Source organism: Paraburkholderia sp. CHISQ3 (assembly GCF_030464945.1).
Lineage (GTDB): Bacteria > Pseudomonadota > Gammaproteobacteria > Burkholderiales > Burkholderiaceae > Paraburkholderia > Paraburkholderia megapolitana.
The window spans coordinates 285906-307454 of record NZ_JALPRG010000011.1 but is presented as its reverse complement, the minus strand read 5'-3'; the positions used below and the strand labels follow the sequence as shown (position 1 = coordinate 307454).

The following is a 21549-nucleotide window of genomic DNA, read 5'->3' as shown; positions in this document are numbered from 1 at the left end:
TGCCTGCATCAACGTCTACGTTCAGGACTTCAACGCCGCCTCAACCGCCCGCACCCGCTCGCGATGCACGGCATCCTTGATCTGCGCCGGCTTGTCCTCATGAGCTTTGGCGACCGCGCCGGCATCGACCGCGCGCGCCGCCACGAGCGCGACCCGCAACCGCTCGGCCTGCGGATACTCGCGTGCCTCGAAGCCGAGCCGGCCACGCGCGTCAGCTTCGCAGGCCTGCAGCGCTTCGGCGAAACGGCCAGGCTTGCGCAGCGCATCGCTACGCTCGAACAACCGCACCAGCGCCGCGGCACCCAGCTCCATCACGCGATGAATATTGCCGTGCTCGCGCGCGACCAGTACGGCCAGATCGCGGCACTCGTTAGGCACGCGCAGCCGCTCGCACAACAGCTTCAGTAGATCGACGCTGCGCCCTTCATGGCCGATGTGCCGCGGCAGCACGTCGGCCGGCGTGGTCGCCTTGCCGAGATCGTGAGTAAGCGCCGCGAAGCGCACGCTGAGCGCATAACCCTGCGCCGCTGCGTGATCGACCACCATCATGACGTGCACGCCACTATCGATCTCCGGATGGTGCGCGGCGGGCTGCGGCACACCGAACAACGCATCGACTTCCGGCAAGATTCGCGCAAGCGCACCGCTCCTGCGCAACACGTCGAACATCCGCGACGGCTGCTTTTCCATCAACCCGCGCGACACTTCCTGCCACACGCGCTCCGGCACCAGTGCATCGACTTCGCCAGCGGTGACCATGCCGTACATCAGCGCCATCGTTTCGGGAGCGACGGTGAAATCGGTAAAGCGCGCAGCAAAGCGCCCGATGCGCAGAATCCGCACCGGATCTTCGAGAAACGCATCGCTGACATGCCGGAACACGCGCGCGCGCAGATCCGCCTGACCATCGAACGGATCGATCACAGGGCCAACCAGTTCGCCGTCGGGCCGCACTTCTCGCGCCATGGCGTTGATCGTCAGATCGCGGCGCGCGAGGTCTTCTTCGAGCGTCACGTCCGGCGCGTAGAAAAACTGGAACCCGTGATAACCGGCCGCCGTCTTGCGCTCGGTGCGCGCGAGCGCGTACTCCTCATGCGTATGCGGATGCAGGAACACCGGGAAGTCCTTGCCGACCGGCCGGTAGCCCTGCGCGACCATCTGCTCCGGGGTCGCACCGACCACCACGTAGTCGCGATCCTGCACCGGCACGCCGAGTAGCGCATCGCGGATCGCTCCGCCGACGACATAGATATTCATTCGCAGGTGTCTTCGCTAGGGATGCGGTGCGTTTCGCGCAACGCGGCTTCGATCCACGCGTGCACGGCGGGCAGCGCCGTAAGGCGACGTGCGTACGCGCTCGCAACTTCGGACAGCGCGGGCTGGAACGTATTGAAGCGCATCACCACAGGCGCGTACATCGCATCGGCAATACTGAACTCGCCGAACAGGAACGGACCGCCGTACGTATCGAGACAGTCGCGCCACAGCGCTTCGATGCGCGCGATGTCGGCCAGTGCGCCGGGTGTCGCACCTTTGCCCGGAAACGACGCGCGGATGTTCATCGACATGTTCTGGCGCAACTCGGCGAAGCCCGAGTGCATCTCCGCGCTAACGCTGCGGGCGTGGGCACGTGCCGTCTCTGCGCGCGGCCACAGTGCATGCTGCGGAAAGCGTTCGGCGAGCGTCTCGGCGATGGCCAACGTATCCCATACGCCAGAGCCCTCGTCGGTGATCAGGCATGGCAGCTTGCCCGACGGCGAATGCGCGAGGATCGCAGCCTTCGTGCCGGGTTCACGCAATTCGATCAACACCTCCTCGAATGGAATACCGAAGTGCTTCAGCAGCACCCACGGACGCATCGACCACGACGAATAGTTCTTGTCACCGATAACCAGTTTCATGCGGCACACACAGGTAGTGGAAGGAAAAGTTAGCGCCTTGCATTGGCGCGGAACGCGTTAAAGCGCGAACGCGGCGATGCGCCGGTCAGGTACACGGGCGCGATCGTCTCGATGCTCGCGGGTTCGATACCGAGTTCGGGCGCGAGCGGTGCGCTCAACACGTTATCGACGCTCATCGAGTCGAGATTGTCGCGTGAAATGACCGGTACGCCGGGCGCCATTTCGAACGTCATCGCCTGCAACCGCGCAAGCGGTTCGGGCAGCCGCACGATGCGCGCGTGCCGGCCGATCACCTCACCGCAATAGCGCACGAGCTGTTCGAGCGTATAAACGCTCGGGCCGCCGAGTTCGTAAGTGCGGCCGCTCGCGGCATCGAGATCGAGCACGTTGACGATCGCCTTCGCGACATCGCCGACAAACACCGGCTGAAACTTCGCGTCGGGCATGGCGAGCGGGATCAATGGAAAGACGCGTTGCAGGAACGCGAACTTGTTGAGCAGCTCATCTTCGGGGCCGAACACGACGGACGGCCTGAACACAGTAGTAGCCAGCGACGACGCGTGCACCGCCTTTTCGCCGTCGCCTTTCGAGCGCAGATACATGCTCGGCCCATTCGACGCAGCACCGAGCGCGCTGAAATGGATCAACCGGTGAACGCCCTTGCCTTCGCAGGCGGCGGCGATTTTCGTCGGCAGTTCGACGTGCACGCGTGCAAACTCGGGGCCGTATGGATCGCCGCGTCGCCCGTGCAACGTGCCGACCAGGTTGATCACGGCATCCGCGTTCTCGACGAAACTGGCGAGCTGCACCGGGTCGTAGACGTCGGTTTCGATCACGTCGATGGGAAGCAGCGTGAGATGGCGTGCGTTGTAGCGGCGCCGCGTGGCGATGCGCACGTCCTTGCCGAACTCGACAAGCGCGTTGACAAGATGACTGCCGATAAACCCCGAGCCGCCGATAACCGCAATGGCTTGATGTCGCATTTTCGACTCCCTGACTGGAAGCCGCGGCAGCGGCCGGCACCGCATGCCGCCGCGCCGTGGCACGGCGGCGGTGCAGCCTCGACGCTTACGGCGCGATGTAGCCGAGACGCGCCTTCAGCGATTGCGGCCGGCCTTCGAACAATGCCGCGTAGTAGACGGTGTTGGAGAGGACGTTCTTCACGTAGTCGCGGGTTTCCTGGAACGGGATCGCTTCAGCGAAGATCGCGCCTTCCACCGGACGTTGCAACGACTGCCGCCAGTTGCGCGGACGGCCAGGACCTGCGTTGTAACCCGCTGTGGCCAGCACGTCGGACCCGTCGAACTGATTGTAGATCATGGACAGGTAGTTGGTGCCGAGCAGGATGTTGGTGTTGATGTCGTTCATCTGCGCACGCGAAATCGTGCCGAGGCCGATCTTCTTCGCGACCAGTTGCGCGGTGGCCGGCATCAGTTGCATCAGCCCGCTTGCGCCGACTTCGGAGCGCGCGTTCATGATGAAGCGCGATTCCTGACGAATCAGCCCATACGCCCATTCCACATCGAGCCCGGTCGACTGCGCATCGCGCTCGACAACATCGCGAAACGGCGACAGATAACGCAGCGAGAAATCGTGATCGGTCTTCGTGCGGTCAGCCGTGTTCACCGTGCGGTCGTACAGTTCGATACGGCGCGCGTACTCGGCAACCGCGAGCAGTTGCCGGTCGGTCATGCTGCGCAGCGGCCAGTTCCACTCACGATTGCCTTCGAGCCGCAGATTCAGGTTATAGAAACGCTGCGCAAGATCGAAGCCCGGTGTGCTCGCGGCTTGCTGCACTTCGGCGTCGGTGACCGTCGTCTTCGGCGGAACGGTGATTTTCTGGCCAAGCTCTTCCAGGGCAAGCTGGCCGTAGAAGTTAAAGCCCTGCGAAATCTGTTCGAAGTCCTGGTTGGCCTGCACGGTATCGCCGGCCTGCTTGAGCGCGCGACCATGCCAGTAAACCCACGCCGGCTGACTGCGCAGTGATGACGGCATCTGCTCGATCGACCAGCGCACCATCGTCCAGTCGCCGGCCAGCAGCGCAGTGCGGGTGCGCCACTCATAGGCGGGTGTAGACAGCGGTGCGTTCGCCGACAGCCTGTACCAGTCGACTGCGCCCGGCATCTGCTTCGCCGCGGCCTGATAGCCGATCGTGCCCCAGCCGATGGCGCGCTCCGGCGTGCTCAGCGAAGGTGCCACCGACGCGAAGGTCGCCGCCGCCGTGGCCGGATCGTTGCGCGCCATCCGCGTGATCGCGAGTAACGCCAGTTGATGCGACTGCGAGTCGGGACCGACGCCGCGCGCGAGCAACAGCGGTGGCGTGCTCGCCGCCTGATTGAACAGCGTCGGATCGGGCCGCTGGTTGCCGAGTGCGTCGAGCAGCTTGCTGCCGGTGGTGGTCTGGTTCTGTTCGTACGCGAGGCGGATCTGCTGCCAGACGTCGTCGGTACTGAACTGCTGGTTGATCGCCAGCGCGGTGATCAGGTCGACGCAACCGTCGCCGTAATTGCGCGGATCGACGAGCAGTCCGCGTGCCGCATCGGCGACGTTCTCGCCGCGCGACGCGCGCGATTCGAGTGCGTAGCACTTCACCTGCGTATCGTCGTTCAGCACGAAGCGCGCGTACTGCTGATCGAAGTTGCGCCAGTCATGTCGCGCGCCGAGCACGACGAGGTAGTCGTTGCGCAGCCGGTCGGCAATGGCCTGGCCATCGTACTTTTGCAGGAACGACAGCACCGGTGCATCGGGTGCATCGACGAGTGCGTGCCCCTGGTTGTCGAACAGCTGCGGCTTGATCTGGAAGTACTCGAGATACGACGGCGCCGGATAATCCGGAATCATCGCCGCCAGTTGTGCGGCACGCGCCGGGTCGTTGTTGCGTGCGGCCTCGCGAAGCTGAACGAAGATCTGGTCGTCGTTCGTGAGTTGGGAGAGCGGAACCGGTTTGACCGCGGAGGCGGTGCTGCATGCGACAAGCGCCGCGGCGGCAAGCATCACACTGGCCGCGCGATATACTCGATGGAAGCTTTTGGACATCGTTGTTTCTGGAGCACGAAGTGAAGCCAAGCATAGCATGCAACCCCACGGCAAATTCGAAAAGCGCGTTGCGCCAGGCGCTGCTCGAAACGCGTCGCGAAGCGGCTCGCGAGCCCGCGCACAACCGTGCGTTGAGCCGTCGGGTGCTCGATGCGCTAAAGCGTTACGAGCCGGCATGTGTTGGCTTTTACTGGCCGCTCGAGGGCGAGTTCGACGCGCGCGGCGCGATCGCAATCTGGCTCGCCACCTCGGACGCGCGCGAAGCAAGTCTGCCGGTCGTCGCCGAACGCGGCGCGCCGCTCGAATTCCACGCGTGGGCTCCCGACACACCGATGCGCACCGGTCACCATCGCATCCCCGAACCGGCCTCCGCGCGCGTCGTGTTGCCCGACCTGCTATTCGTGCCGTGCGTCGGTTTCGATGCGCACGGCTATCGGCTCGGCTACGGCGGCGGCTACTACGACCGTACGCTTGCTGCCTGGCCCGGCGCGCGCAAACCCGTGACGATCGGCATCGCGTACGAGGCGTGCCGCATCGACACGCTGCAACGCGAAGCACACGACATTCCGCTCGATGCGATCGTCACCGACGCAGGCGTCTATCCCGCCGACGTCGGTTAGATGCAATGACTGTAGTGAGTACGCCGAGCCGCGGTATGTTGCACAGCGCGTAACGAGGCGAAGCAAGGCAAGGCGATGAAGAGCCACCGCCGCCGGGCAGACTAGATCCGGATCAAGCCGCTAGAGCGAGGCAGCAGCCCGCGCAGCGGTGTCATACAGACCGGAGGCGTTGCGCATCAACTGTGCAGCCTCGCCGATCTGCTCATTGGTCAAACCGCTTTCCTTGAGCGTGGCGATCAGACAGCTTTCGCGCACCTCGCGATATTTCGCGCACAGGTCGCGCCCGGTTTCCGTCGCCGAAAAGAACACTTCCTTGCCGATCTTTTCGCTTTCCACATAGCCCCTCGCGACCAGCTTCTTGAGTGCGTAAGTTGCCACGTGGGTGTCTTCGATGTTCAGCACGAAGCAGATATCGGCCAGCTTCTTGCGGCGCTCGCGATGGCTCACGTGATGCAGCAGCGAGACTTCGATGGCGGTCATGTCCTTCTCTCCCGCCGCCGACATGCAACGCACCATCCAGCGGTTGAACGCATTGCTCGCCATGATGAGCCCGTACTCCAGCTCGGAGAGTTCCGCGCTCGTTTCAGAAACGAGATGTTCCGAGGAGACGATGTTGGTCGGTTGTCGCGCCATGACAGTCGCTTTCAATACGCATAAAGGGGAGTGACCGGAGTGTACGACGACTGCAGGTCGATGTGAGCCTGGCAAAAACGCTTATTGATAAATCGTAGATAATTTATTGATAATGTACGCTATGCAACACGAATGCACGCTGCCGTCGGATGATGGCAGGCAATCCAGCACCCGACACCACCTGAATGCGCATGAGCCAGCCCCGCATTTTCCCGTTTGGCGACACCGCTCTCGTCTGCGAAGCGCCGCCGCCCGCCACGCTCGATTGCCAGCGGCGCGTCTGGGCGGCCGCCCAGGCCGCGCGCGACTGGCCGCATGTGCTGGAAGTGGTGCCGGGCATGAACAACCTGACCATCGTCTTCGATCCGCTCGAAACCGCTAGCGAAGAGCTGGCCGAGCGGCTGCGAGCCGCATGGGACGCGGCCGGCAACGCCACCGCCACCGGCCGCGCGGTCGAAGTCCCGGTGCAGTACGGCGGCGAGTTCGGTCCCGATCTGGCGGTGGTCGCCGGTCACACTGGCCTGTCGACGCGGGAAGTCGTGGAGCGGCACGCGAGCGGGGACTACACCGTGTTCTTCCTCGGCTTCCAGCCTGGTTTCGCCTATATGGGCGGCCTGCACGAATCGCTGCACACGCCGCGCCGCGCGGAGCCACGGCTCGAAGTACCGGCCGGCTCGGTGGGCATCGGCGGGGCGCAGACGGGGCTTTATCCGGCGGTGTCGCCGGGCGGCTGGCAACTGATCGGGCGTACCGATGTGCCGCTCTTCGATCCTGCACGTACGCCGCCCACCCTGCTCCAGCCCGGCGACCAGGTGCGCTTCACGATTGCGGGGATACACGAATGATCGACGTGATCCGCGCGGGCGTACTCACCACGGTCCAGGACCTCGGGCGCCACGGCTACCGGCATCTTGGTATTGCAATGGGCGGCGCGCAGGACCGTCTCTCACTTGAGGTCGGCAATCGTCTGGTCGGCAACCGGCCGGACGCGGCCGGCCTGGAAATCACCTTTGGCCCCGTCGTGCTGCGCTTTCCGCGCGCGACGCGCATCGCCATTACCGGGGCGGACTTCAGCGCGACGCTCGACGGTAAGCCGGTCTATCCGTGGTGGAGCCTGCCGGTCCAGGCCGGGCAGGCACTGAGCTTGCAAGTGGCGAAGCATGGCATGCGCGGTTACGTATCGATTGCGGGCGGTATCGATGTGCTGCCGATGCTCGGCTCGCGCAGTACCGATCTCGCGGCGGGGTTCGGTGGTCTCGGGGGCCGTGCGCTGCGCGACGGCGACCGTCTGCCGGTCGGCGTGCCGTCGGCGCGCAACGGTTCCGGGTTCGAGCCCGACGCGCCTGGGTTCGGCGTGAAAGCGCCCGCCTGGTGCAAGTTCGCGCTCGCCGACGAACCGCTGCGACGCGGCCGGCATCTGGCGGGACAGGCACCGGCGGTAGCGGTCCGTGTGCTGCGTGGCCCTGAGTACGACAGCTTCACCGCGGACGCCCAGCACGCGGTCTGGTCGGATGAATGGCGCGTGACGCCGAACAGCAACCGCATGGGCTACCGGCTGTCCGGTAGCGAACTGAAGCGCACGCGCAATGCCGACCTGCTGTCGCATGCCGTGTTGCCCGGCACGATCCAGGTGCCGCCGAACGGCCAGCCGATCGTCCTGATGAGCGACGCGCAGACCACCGGCGGCTATCCGCGGATCGGCGCGGTGATTCGCGCCGATCTATGGAAACTCGCGCAGGCGAAACTGAACGGCAGCGTGCGCTTCGTCGAGACGACACCCGACGACGCACGCCGCGCACTACTCGACGAACGCACGTATCTGCGGCAGATCGACGCGGCAATCGCAATGCACGAGGAACGCTACCTGCGTCGGACGGCATCCGCGGCGCTACAGGAACTCTAGAGGACGTTATGGAAATCGATCTCAACGCCGATCTCGGCGAAGGCTGTGGCTCCGACGAAGCACTGCTCGACCTCGTCAGCTCGGCCAACATCGCGTGCGGCTGGCACGCGGGCGATGCCAACGCGATGCGCGATTGCGTGCGGTGGGCCGTCGAGAAAGGCGTGTCGATCGGTGCGCATCCGAGTTTCAATGATCCGGAAAACTTCGGCCGCAAGGAAATGCAACTGCCGGCCAGCGAGATCTACGCAGGCGTGCTGTATCAACTGGGCGCGCTATCGGCGATTGCCCAGGCCGAAGGCGGCCGCATCGCGCACGTCAAACCGCACGGCGCGCTCTACAACCAGGCGGCACGCGACCCGAAAATCGCCGATGCGATCGTATCGGCGGTGCACGATTTCGATCCGTCGATGGCGGTGTTCGCGCTCGCCGACAGCGGGCTCGTCGCGGCCGCGCGCGACGCCGGGCTGACCGCGATCGAAGAAGTATTCGCCGACCGCGGCTATCAGGCCGACGGTTCGCTCGTGCCGCGCAAGGAGCCCGGCGCGCTGCTCGACGACGAAGAACTCGTGCTCGCACGCACGCTGTCGATGATCCGCGAGCATCGCGTGCAGGCAATCAACGGGCAGTGGATTGCGCTGAACGCGCAGACGATCTGCCTGCACGGCGACGGCCCGCACGCGCTGGCTTTCGCCCGGCGGATTCGCGCGGCACTCGACGAAGCCGGTATCGACGTGCAGGCGGCTGCGACGGTTCGGGTCTGAGCGTATCCACCGCACCCAACGCATTAACCGCATTAACGAGAGAAGCAGTACCCATGCGGCCGCCAAGAGCCGCAGCATGCAAAAAAGGCGCACGGCACGTCCGTGCACTGGCCCGGGTCGGCTGCGCTAGACAGCCCCGGCAAACACCCGTTTGGAGATCGGAATGCAGACAACAGTCAATTTATGGCCGCTTATCGGCGTGGCCGTCATCATCGTTGGGTTTGTACTGCGCTTTAACCCGATGCTGATCGTCGCGGTCGCATCGATTGTCACGGCGCTCGCCGCACACTTCCCGCCGGACCGGATCCTTGCCGCCATCGGCAGCGGTTTCATCAAGACGCGCAACATCCCGCTCATACTTTTTCTGCCGCTCGCGGTCATCGGGCTGCTCGAGCGGCACGGCCTGCGCGAGCGCGCGCAGGCCTGGATCGGCGGTATCAAGGCGGCTACCGCCGGGCGCCTGCTGATCGTCTATCTGCTCGTGCGCGAGCTGACGGCGGCGGTCGGCCTGACCGGCCTCGGCGGCCATCCGCAGATGGTGCGTCCGCTCGTTGCACCGATGGCCGAAGGCGCCACCGAAACCCGCTTCGGCAAACTCAGCGATGCGGTGCGCTACCGGCTGCGCGCCTACGCCGCAGCCACCGACAACGTCGGGCTGTTCTTCGGCGAAGACATCTTCGTGGCGTTCGGCGCGATCGTGCTGATGGTCACGTTCCTGAAAGAGCTCGGCATCGTCGTCGAGCCACTGCACGTCGCGGTGTGGGGTATTCCAACCGCCATCTGTGCGTTCCTGATTCATGGCTTCCGGTTGATGCTGCTCGATCGCAGGCTCGAGCGCGAACTGCGCGGCAATAACGACGCGACGAACGTAGCAAACGCTTCGACGACGCAACCGGCCACGGGAGACCGCACATGACGATCACCATCAACTATCTGTTCTGGCTGCTCGGGATCGTGTTGCTGGTGGTCGGTGGGATGATCGTCAGCGATCGCGACCACCCGCGCCGCTTCACGGCCGGTGGCTTCTGGATCCTGTATGCGCTGATCTTTTTGGTCGGCGACCGTCTGCCCGCCGAGGTAGTCGGCGTGCTGGTGATTGCAATGGCGCTGATCGCCGGTTTCGGCGGCGTAACCGCGGCCAAACCGAAGGTGCTATCCGGCGAAGCACGCGAGGCCAGCGCGAAACGTCTCGGCAACCGGCTCTTCATCCCCGCGCTGACCATTCCGGTCGTCACAGTCATCATCACGCTCGGTGCGAGCCACTTCGTTTTCGGCGGTGTGCCGCTCGTCGAGCTGAAGAACGTCACGCTGATCGGCTTCGGCATCGGCTGTGTGATCGCGCTCGGCATCGCGTGCTTGATCACACGCGACACGGTCGGCCAGTCGATGAAGGAAACGCGCCGGCTCGTCGACGCGCTGTCGTGGGCCGCGGTACTGCCGCAGATGCTCGGCATGCTCGGCCTCGTGTTCTCGGACGCGGGTGTCGGCAAGGCGGTCGCGCATGTGACGACCGCCTACATCAGCCTCGACTACCGGCTCGTCGCCGTGGCGGTGTACTGCATCGGGATGGCGCTCTTCACGATGGTGATGGGCAACGGCTTCGCGGCGTTTCCTGTGATGACGGGCGGTGTCGGCGTACCGATCCTCGTCAACGTGTTTCACGGCAACCCGGCCGTGATGGTCGCGATCGGCATGTTCTCCGGCTACTGCGGCACGCTGATGACGCCGATGGCCGCGAACTTCAACATGGTGCCCGCCGCGCTGCTCGAACTGCCGGACAAGAACGCGGTCATCAAGGTGCAGATACCGACTGCGTTGAGTCTGCTGGTCGTGAATATCTTCCTGCTTAACTTCCTGATGTTCCGCTGAGTTCCGTTTATATCGCGGTGTGCTCAGTAGGGATCGACGATAAACCCGTGCTGCCGCAACAGCTGCAGCACGCCCTTCGGCCCACCCAGATGCAATGCGCCGATCGCCACGAACACCGGCTTGTTCGATCCGGCGATCAGCAGCATCCGCGCGACGAAGCGTCGATTGCGCTCGTACACGATCTTGTTGTCGATCGACGCAGCCACGCGCGGATCGTGTGCGAGCTTTTCCGACTTCGCGGTTTCCCACGCGGCGATCGCATCCGCATCGCCGACCCGCCATAGACGCAGCAGCGCTTCTACATCCGCGACGTTTTGCGCCGGTGTCTGCGCGAGGTCCTGCGCGAGCATTTCGCGCTGCTGGGCAAGCGAAAGCCCAGTGAACGCGCGCATCTGTTCCGACAGCGTCTCGAGCCCGACGATCTTGCCCTTCGAGCGCAGATAGATGTTTTGCAGTTGCGCCTCGGTACCGTATTCGGTCTGCAGGCCGGCGCTCAGCGAATCGTAGGTTTCGACGAGCAGCGATGCGAGCCACGGCCGCATCTTCTTGATCTCGTCGAGCGCGTCCGGATTGCCGCGCAGTCGCGCTTCGAGCTTGCGCCACAGCGGCTCGGGCAGCAGTCGCGGCAGGCACGGCCGCGAACAGACACCGTAGCGCGACACGTCGTCCTGCGACACGAGCAGGTCGTCCGGCGAGAGTTCGAGCGCGAGTGTCGGCGATGCGGCAAGCGCGCCGAGAATCGGCCGGCGGAACGGTTGATTCGGCGGATAGTCGGCGGGGTCGCCGACGTGCAGCGTGCCGAGCAGATAGATGGTGGTCGTGCCGCGCGTGGCGACATAGAACGGCATGCGGGCGGGCTGGGTGCGCACCCGGCCGCTGGTTGTCGTACCGGCACCCGGCGGTGGCGGATTGAAACCGGGCAGCGTTGCGCGCGGCGGTGTGGGAGGCGCCGGCAACGCGGTGCGTCCGCTTTGTCCCGGCGTATTGGCCGACGCACCGGCTGCATACGCGGAGGCAATCAGAAAACCGGAGAAATACAGGTGTGGCGCGAATGTCGCGTAACCGCAGCTCAACGCAACTGCAAACGCCAGCGCGAGCGTCGCCCGGCGCCGCGTGAAAACGGCGCGGCGGCCGCCCTCACGCAGGCGGCGCGCAGGACGACGCGCCGCCGACGCTTCAGGCATCCGCCTCCCCCACCTCCTCGGCACGGTGACACGACACCTGGCGCCCATCCACTTCGCGCAGCTTCGGTTCTTCGCTGCGGCAGCGGTCAATCGCATACGGGCACCGCTGATGGAACGTGCAACCCGACGGCGGATTGAGCGGCGACGGCATTTCGCCCTGCAGCTTGATCTTGATGCTGCGGTCCGCCTCGAAGATCGACGGCGTGGCCGACATCAGTGCCCGCGTGTACGGATGCCGCGGATGCGCAAAGATCCGCTGCTTGTCACCGAGCTCCGCCACGCCGCCGAAGTACATCACCATCACATCGTCGGCGATGTGTTCGACCACCGACAGGTTGTGCGAGATGAACACGTAGCTGGTCTTGAACTGCTCCTGCAGATCCATGAACAGATTGAGAATCTGCGCCTGGATCGACACGTCGAGCGCGGACACGGGTTCGTCGGCGACGACGATCTGTGGATCGAGGATCATCGCCCGCGCTATCGCGACACGCTGGCGCTGACCGCCCGAAAACATGTGCGGATAGCGCTTCGCGTGTTCCGGGCGCAGGCCGACGGTGCGCATCATCTGCGCGATCCGCTCGGCGCGCTCGGACGGGCTTGCCGGCGTATTGATCGCGAGCGGTTCTCCGAGTGTCTGCTCGACGGTCTTGCGCGGATTCAGCGATGCAAACGGATTCTGGAACACCATCTGCACGCGCCGGCGCAGCGCCGCAACCTTCGCGCGATCGGCACCGGCCACGTCTTCGCCGTCCACGAGCAGGCGGCCTGAAGTGGGCGGCTCGATCATCGTCAGTTGCCGCGCGAGCGTCGATTTGCCGCAGCCGGACTCGCCGACTACGGCCAGCGTCTTGCCGCGTTCGAGCGCAAACGACACGCCGTTCAGCGCCTTCACCGTGCCGCTGCTGAACATGCTGCGGCGCACGTCGTAGTGCTTCGCCAGTTGCTCGGCGACGAGTACGGGACCGCCGTGTTGCGCGTCACGGTGCGCTTCGGGTACTGCATTCATCGTGCGCCTCCGTGTCGAATTGCGTCGGTGGTGAGGTTGAGCGGCTTGATACAGCGAACGAGCATCGCATCGCTGTGGTCGGGCAGCGGCGCGAGCGCCGGTCTTGCCTTCATGCAGTCGTCGACGACGTACTTGCAGCGCGGCGCGAACAGGCAACCGCGCGGCCGGTCGTCGCGCCCCGGCACCATGCCTGGCAGCGCGGCAAGTCGCACGGCCCCTACATTGTGCTCGGGAATTGCCGCGAGCAGCGCCTCCGTGTACGGATGATGCGGCGCGGCGAAGATATCGGGCACGCGGTTCGTCTCGATGACCTCGCCGGCATACATGACCGCGACACGCTGCGCGACTTCGGAAACGACCGCAAGATCGTGCGAAATCAGCACGAGCGCCATGCCGCGCTCCTTCTGCAACTTGACGAGCAGCTCCATGATCTGCGCCTGGATCGTCACGTCGAGTGCAGTGGTCGGTTCGTCGGCAATCAGCAGCTTCGGGTTGCACGCCACCGCCATCGCGATCATGACGCGCTGGTTCATCCCGCCCGACATCTGGTGCGGAAACGAGCCGATGCGGTTCTTCGCATCGGGAATACCGACCTGGTCGAGCAGTTCGAGCGCGCGGCGGTTCAACGTGTCGCCACGCAGTCCTTCGTGCAGCTTCAGTACTTCCTTGATCTGGTAGCCGACGGTGTAGCTGGGGTTCAGGCTCGTCAGTGCGTCCTGGAACACCATCGCGACGTCCTTGCCGATGATCTTGCGGCGCTCTCGCGCGGACGCGTTCAGCAGATCCTTGCCGTCGAACGTGACCTCGTCGGCGCTGACCTTGCCGGGCGCGTCGATGAGGCCCATCAGCGCCATCATCGTGACGCTCTTGCCGGAGCCCGATTCGCCGACTACGCCGACTACTTCACCGGGTGCGACGTCGAGGTTGAGGCGGTCCACTGCGGGCAGGCCGTTGAAGTTAACAGCCAGATTGCGGATGGTCAGTAAGTTGCTCATCTCATGCCATCCGTTTCAGTTTGGGATCGAGTGCGTCGCGCAGCCCGTCGCCGAGCAGATTGATGGCGAGCACCGAGATCAGGATGGAGAGACCCGGCATCGTGACGATCCACCACGCGCTGTCGATGTAGTCGCGCGCGGACGCCAGCATCGCGCCCCACTCCGCCGATGGCGGTTGCACTCCCAGCCCAAGAAAGCCAAGCGCAGCCGCATCGAGAATCGCCGACGAGAAACCCAGCGTGGCCTGCACGATCAACGGTGCGGTGCAGTTCGGCAGCACCTGCGAGAACATCAGCCGCAACGTACCGGCTCCGGCGACGCGCGATGCCGTCACATACTCCTTCTGCAATTCGCCAAGCGCCGACGCGCGCGTGAGACGCACATAGCCGGGTAGCGCGACGATCGCGATCGCGAGCATCGTGTTGACGAGTCCCGGCCCGATGATCGCGACCACCGCGACCGCGAGCAGCAGCGACGGCAGCGCGAGCAGCACGTCCATGATGCGCATGATCGGCGTATCGGCCCAGCGCTGGAAGAACGCGGCGATCAGACCGAGCACGATGCCCGGAATCAACGCGAGCACCACAGAAACAAAGCCGATCCAGAACGACAGACGCGCCCCGTACATCAGGCGCGAGAGGATGTCGCGGCCGGCTTCGTCGGTGCCGAGGATGAACTTCCAGTTACCGCCGTCGAGCCACGCAGGCGGAATCTTCACGAAATCGCGGTACTGCTCGATCGGGCTATGCGGTGAAATGAGCGGCGCGAAGATCGCGACGAAAATCAGCACCAGCACGATCAGGCCCGCGCCGACGGCGCCGCGGTTGCGCGAGAAATTCGCCCAGAAGTCGCGGACGGCCAGCGCTCGACCGCTGGGGGGAGTAACTGCCTGGGGAATTGTATTTTGTAGGTCGGCCATATCTGTTTTCTACCTCGTATGGCGAATGCGTGGGTTTAACACGCCGTACAGCAAATCGACGACGAGGTTCACGACGATCACAAGCGTCGCGATCATCAGGATGCCGCCCTGCACGACCGGATAATCGCGCCGGCCGATCGCATCGATCAGCCATTTACCGATACCGGGCCACGAGAACAGCGTTTCCGTCAGCACCGCACCGGCGAGCAACGTGCCGACCTGCAGGCCGATCACGGTCACGACCGGAATCAGCGCGTTACGCAGCGCATGCACGACGATCACGCGCACCGGCGACAACCCCTTCGCGCGCGCGGTACGGATGTAGTCTTCACGCAGCACTTCGAGCATCGACGAGCGCGTCATGCGGGCGACCACGGCGAGCGGGATCGTACCGAGCACGATTGCCGGCAGGATCAGATGGCTCAGCGCCGACTTGAACGAACCTTCATCGGGGGCGAGCAGCGCATCGATCAGCATGAAGCCGGTAACGTGCGGAATGTCGTACTCGACTGCGATGCGCCCGGACACCGGCGTCCAGCCAAGCTTCGACGAGAAGAACATGATGAGGATCAAACCCCACCAGAAGATCGGCATCGAGTAGCCGGTCAACGCCGTGCCCATCACGCCGTGATCGACGACCGTGCCGCGTCGCAACGCTGCGAACACGCCGGCCGGCAATCCGACGATCAACGCAAACAGCATCGCGCAGATGGACAGTTCGATCGTGGCGGGAAAGCGCGCGAGGAATTCGTCCATCACACTGGTATTCGTGATGATCGAGGTACCGAGGTTGCCACGCAGCGCATGGCCCACATAGTGGATGTACTGCATCGGCAGGGGCTCATCGAGCCCGAGGCGGTGCATCGCGTCGGCGTGCATCGCGGGATCGACTCCACGCTCACCCATCATCACTTCGATGGGGTCGCCCGGAATCAGGTGAATCAGCGCGAACGCCAAGATCGTAATACCGATGAAGGTCGGTATCACCATCCCGATGCGGCGCAAAACAAAGCGGAACATGATTCGTCCCTATGGTCTTGATGAACGGAAAACACAACCGGCGACGAGGGCTTGTGACCCCGGTCGCCGGACCATTTCGACCAGTTTTCTAACCGTGCGAAAAGCTTAACGCGAAAGTCTTACTGCATGCCGACACCGTCGAAACGCAGGTAACCGAGCGGCTCGATGCGCATGTCGATCACCTTCTTGCTGACCGGCTGATACACCGTGGAGTGCGCAATCGCCGAGAACGGCAGTTGCTGCGCGAAGATCTGCTGCGCCTGCGTGTAGATCTTCGTGCGCTCGGCCTGATCGGGCGTCGTGCGGCCCTTCTGCACGAGGTCGTCGAATGGCTTATAGCACCACTTCGAGAAGTTGTTGCCGTTCACCGCTTCGCAACCGAGCAGCGTGCCGAGCCAGTTGTCCGGATCGCCGTTGTCGCCGGTCCAGCCAATCAGCATCGAATCGTCTTCGCCTGCGTGGGCGCGCTTGATGTACTCGCCCCACTCATACGTGACGATCTTCGCGCGCACGCCGATCTTCGCCCAGTCGGCCTGGATCATCTCGGCCATCAGCTTGCCGTTCGGATTGTACGGACGTTGCACCGGCATCGCCCACAGCGTCATGTCGAAACCGTTCGCAAAACCGGCCTTCGCGAGCAACGCCTTCGCCTTGTCGGGATCGTAGGCTGCGCTCTTCAGACTCTTGTCGTAGGACCATTGCGTTGGCGGCAGCGGATTCGTCGCTGGCTGGCCCGCCCCCTGGTACACGGACTCGATGATCGCCTTCTTGTTGATCGCCATGTCGAGCGCCTGACGCACGACGAGGTTATCGACCGGCTTGTGCGATACGTTGTAGGCCAGATAACCGAGGTTGAAGCCCGGTTGCGACGGCATCGCGATGTTCGGCTCCGCCTTCAGCGGCGCGATATCGGCCGGACGCGGGTAGCTCATCACCTGGCATTCGTCGCGCTTCAACTTCTGCACGCGCACGCCGGCATCCGGCGTGATCGAGAAGATCAGCTTCGAGATCTTCACGGCGCCCGGCTTCCAGTAATCCGGATTGCCGTCGAAGCGGATCGTCGCATCCTTCGTATAGCTGCGGAAAATGAACGGGCCCGTGCCTACCGGCTTCTGGTTGATGTCGGCGGCCTTGCCGGCCTTCAGCAGCGAGTCCGCGTATTCAGCAGACAGGATCGATGCGTATTCCATCCCGAGGTTCTGGATGAACGGCGCGTTCACTTCCTTCAGCGTGAAACGGACCGTATACGGATCGATCTTCTCGACGCTCGTGATCAGCTTGTCGAGACCCATGTCGGTGAAGTACGGGAACGATGCCGGGTACGCCTTGCGGAACGGCTGGTTCGGATCGAGCATGCGCTGGAACGAGAACACGACGTCGTCCGCGTTGAATTCGCGGGTGGGCTTGAAGTACGCCGTGGTCTGGAATTTCACGCCATGACGCAGATGGAACGTGTAGGTCTTGCCGTCCGGCGAGATGTCCCACGATTCGGCGAGGCCGGGTTCGACCTTGGTGCCGCCGCGCTCGAATTCGACGAGGCGGTTATAGACGGTAAATGTATTCGCCGTGAAATCGGTGCCGGTGGTGTACTGGCTCGGATCGAAACCCGCAGGGCTGCCTTCTGAGCAGTAGACGAGGGTCTTGTTCGGGATGTCGGCGGCGTTCGCCAGTTGAGCGCCCGCCATCGATGCCGCTGCGGCCGCGACGAGCGTCGTGAGCCGTGCCGCGCGCAACAGTTTGTTTTGCTTCATGTTTCCTCCAGGTTTCGGCGCCGGCCAAAGCCAGCGTAGCGCGATATTACTGAGCTTTACGGGACGCCACAAGCGGACTAAATTCGCAGCGCAGCATGGCGCGAATGCGGTGTGGCGGGTGTTTGCGGAGGTTTTGTGGGTCGGGGCGCGCGATTTTGGGATAGATAATGGCGCCTGGCCGGGCACACGCCCGGCCGTTACTCAGGTACCCAGCCGTTCGCAGATCGATTTCGTCGCGGCCGCGCCGTTCAGCGTGTAGAAATGCAGGCCCGGCGCACCCCCGTCGATCAACCGACGACACAGGTTCGTCACCACATCGAGCCCAAACGCCTTGATCGCATCGCGATCGTCGCCGAAGCTCTCGAGCTGTCGCGCAACCCAGCGCGGCACTTCGGCACCGCACATTTCGGAGAAGCGCATCAACTGCGAAAAATTCGTGATCGGCATGATGCCCGGCACGATCGGCACATCGACGCCGAGCTTGCGCGCATCGTCGACGAAACGGAAGTACGCATCCGGGTTATAGAAGTACTGCGTGATCGCCGAGTTCGCGCCGGCCTTGACCTTGCGCGCGAAATTTTCCAGATCGTGGCGCGGCGAACGCGATTGCGGATGGTACTCGGGATAACCGGCCACTTCGATGAAGAACCAGTCGCCGAACTCGGAGCGGATGAAGCTCACCAGCTCCGACGCATAGCGCAGTTCACCGACTTCGCCCATGCCGGATGGCAGGTCGCCGCGCAGCGCGACGATGTGGCGAATGCCGTGCGAGCGGTACTCGTTGAGAATCGCGCGCAGGTTCTCGCGCGACGAGCCGATGCACGACAGATGCGGCGCCGCCTCGAGACCTTCCTTCGCGATATTGACGACGGTATCGAGCGTGCCTTGTTGCGTCGAGCCGCCGGCGCCAAACGTGACGGACACGAACTTCGGCTTGAGCGCCGCGAGCTGCACACACGTCAGACGCAGCTTGTCGACGCCTTCCTGCGTCTTCGGCGGGAAGAATTCAAATGACAGTTCTAGCGGATTCATGGATGTGGATGCCAGGCAAGAGAAGCGGCGCGTGTCAGATCAGCGAACGATTGCCGAAGATCAGCGCGGACAGCAGCCACGACACGATGCTGTAGAGGATCGAGCCGAAGAACGCGGACCAGAAACCCGACACCTCGAAGCCCTTCAGCAGCGACGCGCACAGCCAGAAGCACAGCGCATTGACGACGAGGATGAAGAGACCGAGCGTGACGATGGTGACCGGGAGCGTCAGCAGGATCAGGATCGGCCGCAGTACCGTGTTGATCAGCCCGAGCACCACGGCGACGATCAGCGCGGTGCCGAAACTCTTGATGTGGATCGACGGTACGAGGTACGTAATGATCAGCAGCGCGAGCGCGTTGATGAGCCAGGTCAGCAGTACGGTCATGTCAAGCTCCTTGGAAGCGCGAAGTCCGGATTGAGCGAAGCGGCCGGATACCGTGTGAGTTGCACGATACCGGCCGCCCTGTCTGCAGCGTCGTGCGACGCCCGCGGCTTGATTGCCCGCCGCGGGCGCCGGCACGATGTCGTAGCGCTATTAGTAACGATAGTGATTCGGCTTGAACGGACCGTCTTTGTCGACACCGATATAGCCGGCCTGCGTGTCGGACAGCACGGTGAGGTTCGCACCGATGCGCGCCAGATGCAGACGCGCCACCTTCTCGTCGAGCTGCTTCGGCAGTACGTACACCTTGTTCTCGTACTTGTTGCCTTCGGTGAACAGTTCGATCTGCGCGAGCGTCTGGTTCGTGAACGAATTCGACATCACGAACGAAGGATGGCCCGTTGCGCAACCGAGATTCACGAGGCGGCCTTCAGCGAGCAGGATCACGCGCTTGCCGTCCGGGAAGATGATGTGGTCGACTTGCGGCTTGATGTTGTCCCACGTGTACTGGCGCGTCGACGCAATGTCGATTTCCGAATCGAAGTGGCCGATGTTGCAGACGATCGCGTTGTTGCGCATCGCCTTCAGATGGTCATGGCCGATCACGTGGAAGTTGCCGGTTGCCGTGACGAAGATGTCGGCCTTGTCGGCCGCATATTCCATCGTGACCACGCGGTAGCCTTCCATCGCCGCCTGCAATGCGCAGATCGGATCGATTTCCGTCACCCACACCGTCGCACCGAGGCCACGCAGCGACTGCGCACAGCCCTTGCCCACATCGCCGTAACCAGCGATGACCGCGATCTTGCCGGCGATCATCACGTCGGTGGCGCGTTTGATCCCGTCGACGAGCGACTCGCGGCAGCCGTACAGGTTGTCGAACTTCGACTTCGTGACCGAATCGTTGACGTTGATGGCCGGGAACGGCAGACGCCCTTCCTTTTCCATCTGATACAGGCGGTGCACGCCGGTCGTCGTTTCTTCGGTAACGCCCTTGATGTGCGCGAGGCGCGTCGAGTACCAGGTCGGATCGGCTTCGAGGTGGCTCGCGATCGACTTGTACAGCGCAACTTCTTCTTCGTTGGTCGGCTTGGAGATGACCGAGCGGTCCTTCTCGGCCTTCGAACCGAGGATGAGCAGCAACGTGGCGTCGCCGCCGTCGTCGAGGATCATGTTGGCGAATTCGCCGTTCGGCCATTCGAAGATGCGGTGCGAGAACTCCCAGTATTCGTCGAGCGATTCGCCCTTGTACGCGAATACCGGCGTGCCGGTCTTCGCGATTGCGGCGGCGGCGTGATCCTGGGTCGAGAAGATGTTGCACGACGCCCAGCGGACATCGGCACCGAGCGCTTTCAGCGTCTCGATCAGCACACCGGTCTGGATCGTCATGTGCAGCGAACCGGCTACACGTGCGCCCTTCAGCGGCTGCTGGACCTTGTACTCCTCACGGATCTGCACGAGGCCCGGCATTTCCGTTTCGGCGATGTTGAGTTCCTTGCGGCCCCAGTCGGCTAGCGACAGGTCGGCAACGGCGAAATCTTGAGTACTTGCGGAATCGTAGACTGCGGCGTTCATCACGCCCTCCTTTCTAAAAATGACTAGAAATTTGACGTGAGCGCCGTTCGATGCGGTGGTTTGCGAAGCGCTACGTGCACTCTTCAAGCCGTCCGATTGAAAGCCTCCAAGCCTGGCGGGGTGAACCCGTCGCAACGCTCCTCGAAGGCGAACCGCGATTGTAGCAAATCGCGATGACGGCGTTGGGTGGGTTTTTTCTGGTTTTTCTGGTTCTGGTTACGACAGCCGCTAGACAGGCAGGAAGCCGAGCAGCGGTGCGATCAGCACCATCACGACGCCGGCGATCATCATCGTCAGGCTCGCGACGACACCTTCCTCACCGCCCAGCTCGCGTGCCTTCGCGGTGCCGACGCCGTGCGCGGCCGCTCCGAACAACGCGCCGCGCGCGAGCCGCGTGCGCAGCGGCACGAGCGCCAGCACGAGTTCGCCGAACAGCATCCCGACGATGCCAGTCGCGATCACGAACAGCGCGGTCAGTTCGCGCGGCGCGTGGATCTTGTCGGACACGGCGAGCGCGAACGGCGTGGAGATCGAGCGTGTCATCAGGCTGCGTTGCAGGTCCGGCGACAGATGCAGCAATCTCGCCAGCAACAGCGAGCCGCCAACTGCCACCACGATACCGGCCGTCACGCCGACGGCGAGCGAGATCCAGTGGCGCTTCAGCAGTTCGCGATATTCGTAGATCGGCACGGCAAACGCGACCGTTGCGGGCCCAAGCAGCCACATCAGACAGCGTGTGTCGCGGAAGTACACCGGATACGGGATGTGCGCGATCAGAACAATCGCGGCCAGCACGGCCGGCACGGCGACGAGCGGCGTCAGCCAGGGCGAGCGGTAGCGCGCGTACAGGGCCTTCGAGACGAAGTAGAGCGCGATCGTCAACACCAAACAGCCGGCCGCGATCAGACGTGAAGCGCCGTCGGCGAACAGGGAAGTATAGAGCGCGCTCATGGCCG

Annotated in this window: 21 protein-coding genes and 1 riboswitch; of the genes, 6 read left to right on the top strand and 15 right to left on the bottom strand. The window is 63.7% G+C overall.

What is annotated here, in order from left to right; translation table 11 throughout:
* Window positions 1-21: 21 nt before the first annotated feature.
* The 4 genes from M0D65_RS25390 to M0D65_RS25375 form a co-directional block, all read right to left on the bottom strand.
* Window positions 22-1257, bottom strand: coding sequence for a multifunctional CCA addition/repair protein (locus M0D65_RS25390; protein ID WP_266255056.1), 1236 nt, complete (start codon window positions 1255-1257; stop codon window positions 22-24).
* A complete protein-coding gene (locus M0D65_RS25385; protein ID WP_266255055.1) occupies window positions 1254-1901 on the bottom strand; it encodes a glutathione S-transferase family protein in 648 nt (215 codons plus the stop codon). The genes M0D65_RS25390 and M0D65_RS25385 overlap by 4 nt, the downstream gene beginning before the upstream one ends.
* A 29-nt stretch (window positions 1902-1930) precedes the next feature.
* Window positions 1931-2884, bottom strand: coding sequence for a complex I NDUFA9 subunit family protein (locus M0D65_RS25380; RefSeq protein ID WP_266255054.1), 954 nt, complete (start codon window positions 2882-2884; stop codon window positions 1931-1933).
* 85 nt (window positions 2885-2969) lie between these two features.
* The gene (locus tag M0D65_RS25375) at window positions 2970-4937 is read right to left on the bottom strand and encodes a lytic transglycosylase domain-containing protein (protein ID WP_266255053.1); all 1968 of its coding nucleotides are present in this window, start codon (window positions 4935-4937) and stop codon (window positions 2970-2972) included.
* A 20-nt stretch (window positions 4938-4957) separates the two neighbouring features.
* On the opposite strand from M0D65_RS25375, the gene M0D65_RS25370 reads away from it, so the two are divergent.
* Complete coding sequence (locus M0D65_RS25370; protein ID WP_266255052.1) at window positions 4958-5557, top strand: 5-formyltetrahydrofolate cyclo-ligase; 600 nt, start codon at window positions 4958-4960, stop codon at window positions 5555-5557.
* A gap of 120 nt (window positions 5558-5677) precedes the next feature.
* On the opposite strand, the gene M0D65_RS25365 is transcribed toward M0D65_RS25370, so the two are convergent.
* Entirely contained in the window at window positions 5678-6190 is a 513-nt protein-coding gene (locus M0D65_RS25365; protein WP_096722279.1) for a winged helix DNA-binding protein, read from the bottom strand.
* 191 nt (window positions 6191-6381) lie between these two features.
* Here M0D65_RS25365 and pxpB point away from each other — a divergent pair, with 191 nt between their 5' ends.
* The 5 genes from pxpB (at window position 6382) to M0D65_RS25340 (ending at window position 10723) form a co-directional block, all read left to right on the top strand.
* Window positions 6382-7035 carry a 5-oxoprolinase subunit PxpB gene (pxpB, locus tag M0D65_RS25360; RefSeq protein WP_266255051.1) on the top strand — a complete coding sequence of 218 codons (654 nt, stop codon included), beginning with the start codon at window positions 6382-6384 and terminating at the stop codon, window positions 7033-7035.
* On the top strand, window positions 7032-8093 hold the full coding sequence (locus tag M0D65_RS25355) for a biotin-dependent carboxyltransferase family protein (RefSeq protein WP_266255050.1): 1062 nt from the start codon (window positions 7032-7034) through the stop codon (window positions 8091-8093). Before pxpB ends, M0D65_RS25355 begins: the two co-directional genes overlap by 4 nt.
* 8 nt (window positions 8094-8101) lie before the next feature.
* Entirely contained in the window at window positions 8102-8854 is a 753-nt protein-coding gene (gene pxpA / locus M0D65_RS25350; protein WP_266255049.1) for a 5-oxoprolinase subunit PxpA, read from the top strand.
* Between the two features lie 163 nt (window positions 8855-9017).
* A complete protein-coding gene (locus M0D65_RS25345; protein ID WP_266255048.1) occupies window positions 9018-9770 on the top strand; it encodes a DUF969 domain-containing protein in 753 nt (250 codons plus the stop codon).
* Window positions 9767-10723, top strand: coding sequence for a DUF979 domain-containing protein (locus tag M0D65_RS25340; RefSeq protein ID WP_266255047.1), 957 nt, complete (start codon window positions 9767-9769; stop codon window positions 10721-10723). Before M0D65_RS25345 ends, M0D65_RS25340 begins: the two co-directional genes overlap by 4 nt.
* Before the next feature lie 23 nt (window positions 10724-10746).
* On the opposite strand, the gene M0D65_RS25335 is transcribed toward M0D65_RS25340, so the two are convergent.
* The 10 genes from M0D65_RS25335 to M0D65_RS25290 form a co-directional block, all read right to left on the bottom strand.
* On the bottom strand, window positions 10747-11907 hold the full coding sequence (locus M0D65_RS25335) for a TraB/GumN family protein (RefSeq protein ID WP_091017369.1): 1161 nt from the start codon (window positions 11905-11907) through the stop codon (window positions 10747-10749).
* Window positions 11900-12916, bottom strand: a complete 1017-nt coding sequence (locus tag M0D65_RS25330; RefSeq protein WP_266255046.1) for a peptide ABC transporter ATP-binding protein — start codon at window positions 12914-12916, stop codon at window positions 11900-11902. The genes M0D65_RS25335 and M0D65_RS25330 overlap by 8 nt, the downstream gene beginning before the upstream one ends.
* Window positions 12913-13911, bottom strand: a complete 999-nt coding sequence (locus tag M0D65_RS25325; protein ID WP_091017365.1) for an ABC transporter ATP-binding protein — start codon at window positions 13909-13911, stop codon at window positions 12913-12915. Before M0D65_RS25325 ends, M0D65_RS25330 begins: the two co-directional genes overlap by 4 nt.
* A 1-nt stretch (window position 13912) precedes the next feature.
* Window positions 13913-14830 (bottom strand): ABC transporter permease subunit, encoded by a 918-nt coding sequence (locus M0D65_RS25320; RefSeq protein ID WP_266255045.1) that lies wholly within the window; start codon window positions 14828-14830, stop codon window positions 13913-13915.
* Window positions 14831-14839: 9 nt separating this feature from the next.
* Window positions 14840-15850: an ABC transporter permease subunit gene (locus M0D65_RS25315; RefSeq protein WP_091017360.1), complete on the bottom strand. Its 1011-nt coding sequence runs from the start codon at window positions 15848-15850 to the stop codon at window positions 14840-14842.
* Between the two features lie 119 nt (window positions 15851-15969).
* The gene (locus M0D65_RS25310) at window positions 15970-17601 is read right to left on the bottom strand and encodes an ABC transporter substrate-binding protein (RefSeq protein ID WP_266255044.1); all 1632 of its coding nucleotides are present in this window, start codon (window positions 17599-17601) and stop codon (window positions 15970-15972) included.
* 201 nt (window positions 17602-17802) lie between these two features.
* Window positions 17803-18633: a methylenetetrahydrofolate reductase [NAD(P)H] gene (gene metF, locus M0D65_RS25305; protein ID WP_091017356.1), complete on the bottom strand. Its 831-nt coding sequence runs from the start codon at window positions 18631-18633 to the stop codon at window positions 17803-17805.
* A gap of 34 nt (window positions 18634-18667) precedes the next feature.
* Window positions 18668-19021 carry a phage holin family protein gene (locus M0D65_RS25300; protein ID WP_091017354.1) on the bottom strand — a complete coding sequence of 118 codons (354 nt, stop codon included), beginning with the start codon at window positions 19019-19021 and terminating at the stop codon, window positions 18668-18670.
* Window positions 19022-19171: 150 nt separating this feature from the next.
* On the bottom strand, window positions 19172-20593 hold the full coding sequence (ahcY, locus tag M0D65_RS25295) for an adenosylhomocysteinase (protein WP_266255043.1): 1422 nt from the start codon (window positions 20591-20593) through the stop codon (window positions 19172-19174).
* 31 nt (window positions 20594-20624) lie between these two features.
* A riboswitch (S-adenosyl-L-homocysteine riboswitch) is annotated at window positions 20625-20742 on the bottom strand.
* Window positions 20743-20821: 79 nt separating this feature from the next.
* Window positions 20822-21544, bottom strand: coding sequence for an LrgB family protein (locus tag M0D65_RS25290; RefSeq protein WP_266255042.1), 723 nt, complete (start codon window positions 21542-21544; stop codon window positions 20822-20824).
* Window positions 21545-21549 lie beyond the last annotated feature (5 nt).

Excerpts from the sequence above, each read along its gene's own strand:
- M0D65_RS25390 (WP_266255056.1), bottom strand. The coding sequence starts at position 1,257 with ATGAATATCTATGTCGTCGGCGGAGCGATCCGCGATGCGCTACTCGGC.
- M0D65_RS25385 (WP_266255055.1), bottom strand. The coding sequence starts at position 1,901 with ATGAAACTGGTTATCGGTGACAAGAACTATTCGTCGTGGTCGATGCGT.
- M0D65_RS25380 (WP_266255054.1), bottom strand. The coding sequence starts at position 2,884 with ATGCGACATCAAGCCATTGCGGTTATCGGCGGCTCGGGGTTTATCGGC.
- M0D65_RS25375 (WP_266255053.1), bottom strand. The coding sequence starts at position 4,937 with ATGTCCAAAAGCTTCCATCGAGTATATCGCGCGGCCAGTGTGATGCTT.
- M0D65_RS25365 (WP_096722279.1), bottom strand. The coding sequence starts at position 6,190 with ATGGCGCGACAACCGACCAACATCGTCTCCTCGGAACATCTCGTTTCT.
- pxpB (WP_266255051.1), top strand. The coding sequence starts at position 6,382 with ATGAGCCAGCCCCGCATTTTCCCGTTTGGCGACACCGCTCTCGTCTGC.
- M0D65_RS25355 (WP_266255050.1), top strand. The coding sequence starts at position 7,032 with ATGATCGACGTGATCCGCGCGGGCGTACTCACCACGGTCCAGGACCTC.
- pxpA (WP_266255049.1), top strand. The coding sequence starts at position 8,102 with ATGGAAATCGATCTCAACGCCGATCTCGGCGAAGGCTGTGGCTCCGAC.
- M0D65_RS25345 (WP_266255048.1), top strand. The coding sequence starts at position 9,018 with ATGCAGACAACAGTCAATTTATGGCCGCTTATCGGCGTGGCCGTCATC.
- M0D65_RS25340 (WP_266255047.1), top strand. The coding sequence starts at position 9,767 with ATGACGATCACCATCAACTATCTGTTCTGGCTGCTCGGGATCGTGTTG.
- M0D65_RS25335 (WP_091017369.1), bottom strand. The coding sequence starts at position 11,907 with ATGCCTGAAGCGTCGGCGGCGCGTCGTCCTGCGCGCCGCCTGCGTGAG.
- M0D65_RS25330 (WP_266255046.1), bottom strand. The coding sequence starts at position 12,916 with ATGAATGCAGTACCCGAAGCGCACCGTGACGCGCAACACGGCGGTCCC.
- M0D65_RS25325 (WP_091017365.1), bottom strand. The coding sequence starts at position 13,911 with ATGAGCAACTTACTGACCATCCGCAATCTGGCTGTTAACTTCAACGGC.
- M0D65_RS25320 (WP_266255045.1), bottom strand. The coding sequence starts at position 14,830 with ATGGCCGACCTACAAAATACAATTCCCCAGGCAGTTACTCCCCCCAGC.
- M0D65_RS25315 (WP_091017360.1), bottom strand. The coding sequence starts at position 15,850 with ATGTTCCGCTTTGTTTTGCGCCGCATCGGGATGGTGATACCGACCTTC.
- M0D65_RS25310 (WP_266255044.1), bottom strand. The coding sequence starts at position 17,601 with ATGAAGCAAAACAAACTGTTGCGCGCGGCACGGCTCACGACGCTCGTC.
- metF (WP_091017356.1), bottom strand. The coding sequence starts at position 18,633 with ATGAATCCGCTAGAACTGTCATTTGAATTCTTCCCGCCGAAGACGCAG.
- M0D65_RS25300 (WP_091017354.1), bottom strand. The coding sequence starts at position 19,021 with ATGACCGTACTGCTGACCTGGCTCATCAACGCGCTCGCGCTGCTGATC.
- ahcY (WP_266255043.1), bottom strand. The coding sequence starts at position 20,593 with ATGAACGCCGCAGTCTACGATTCCGCAAGTACTCAAGATTTCGCCGTT.
- M0D65_RS25290 (WP_266255042.1), bottom strand. The coding sequence starts at position 21,544 with ATGAGCGCGCTCTATACTTCCCTGTTCGCCGACGGCGCTTCACGTCTG.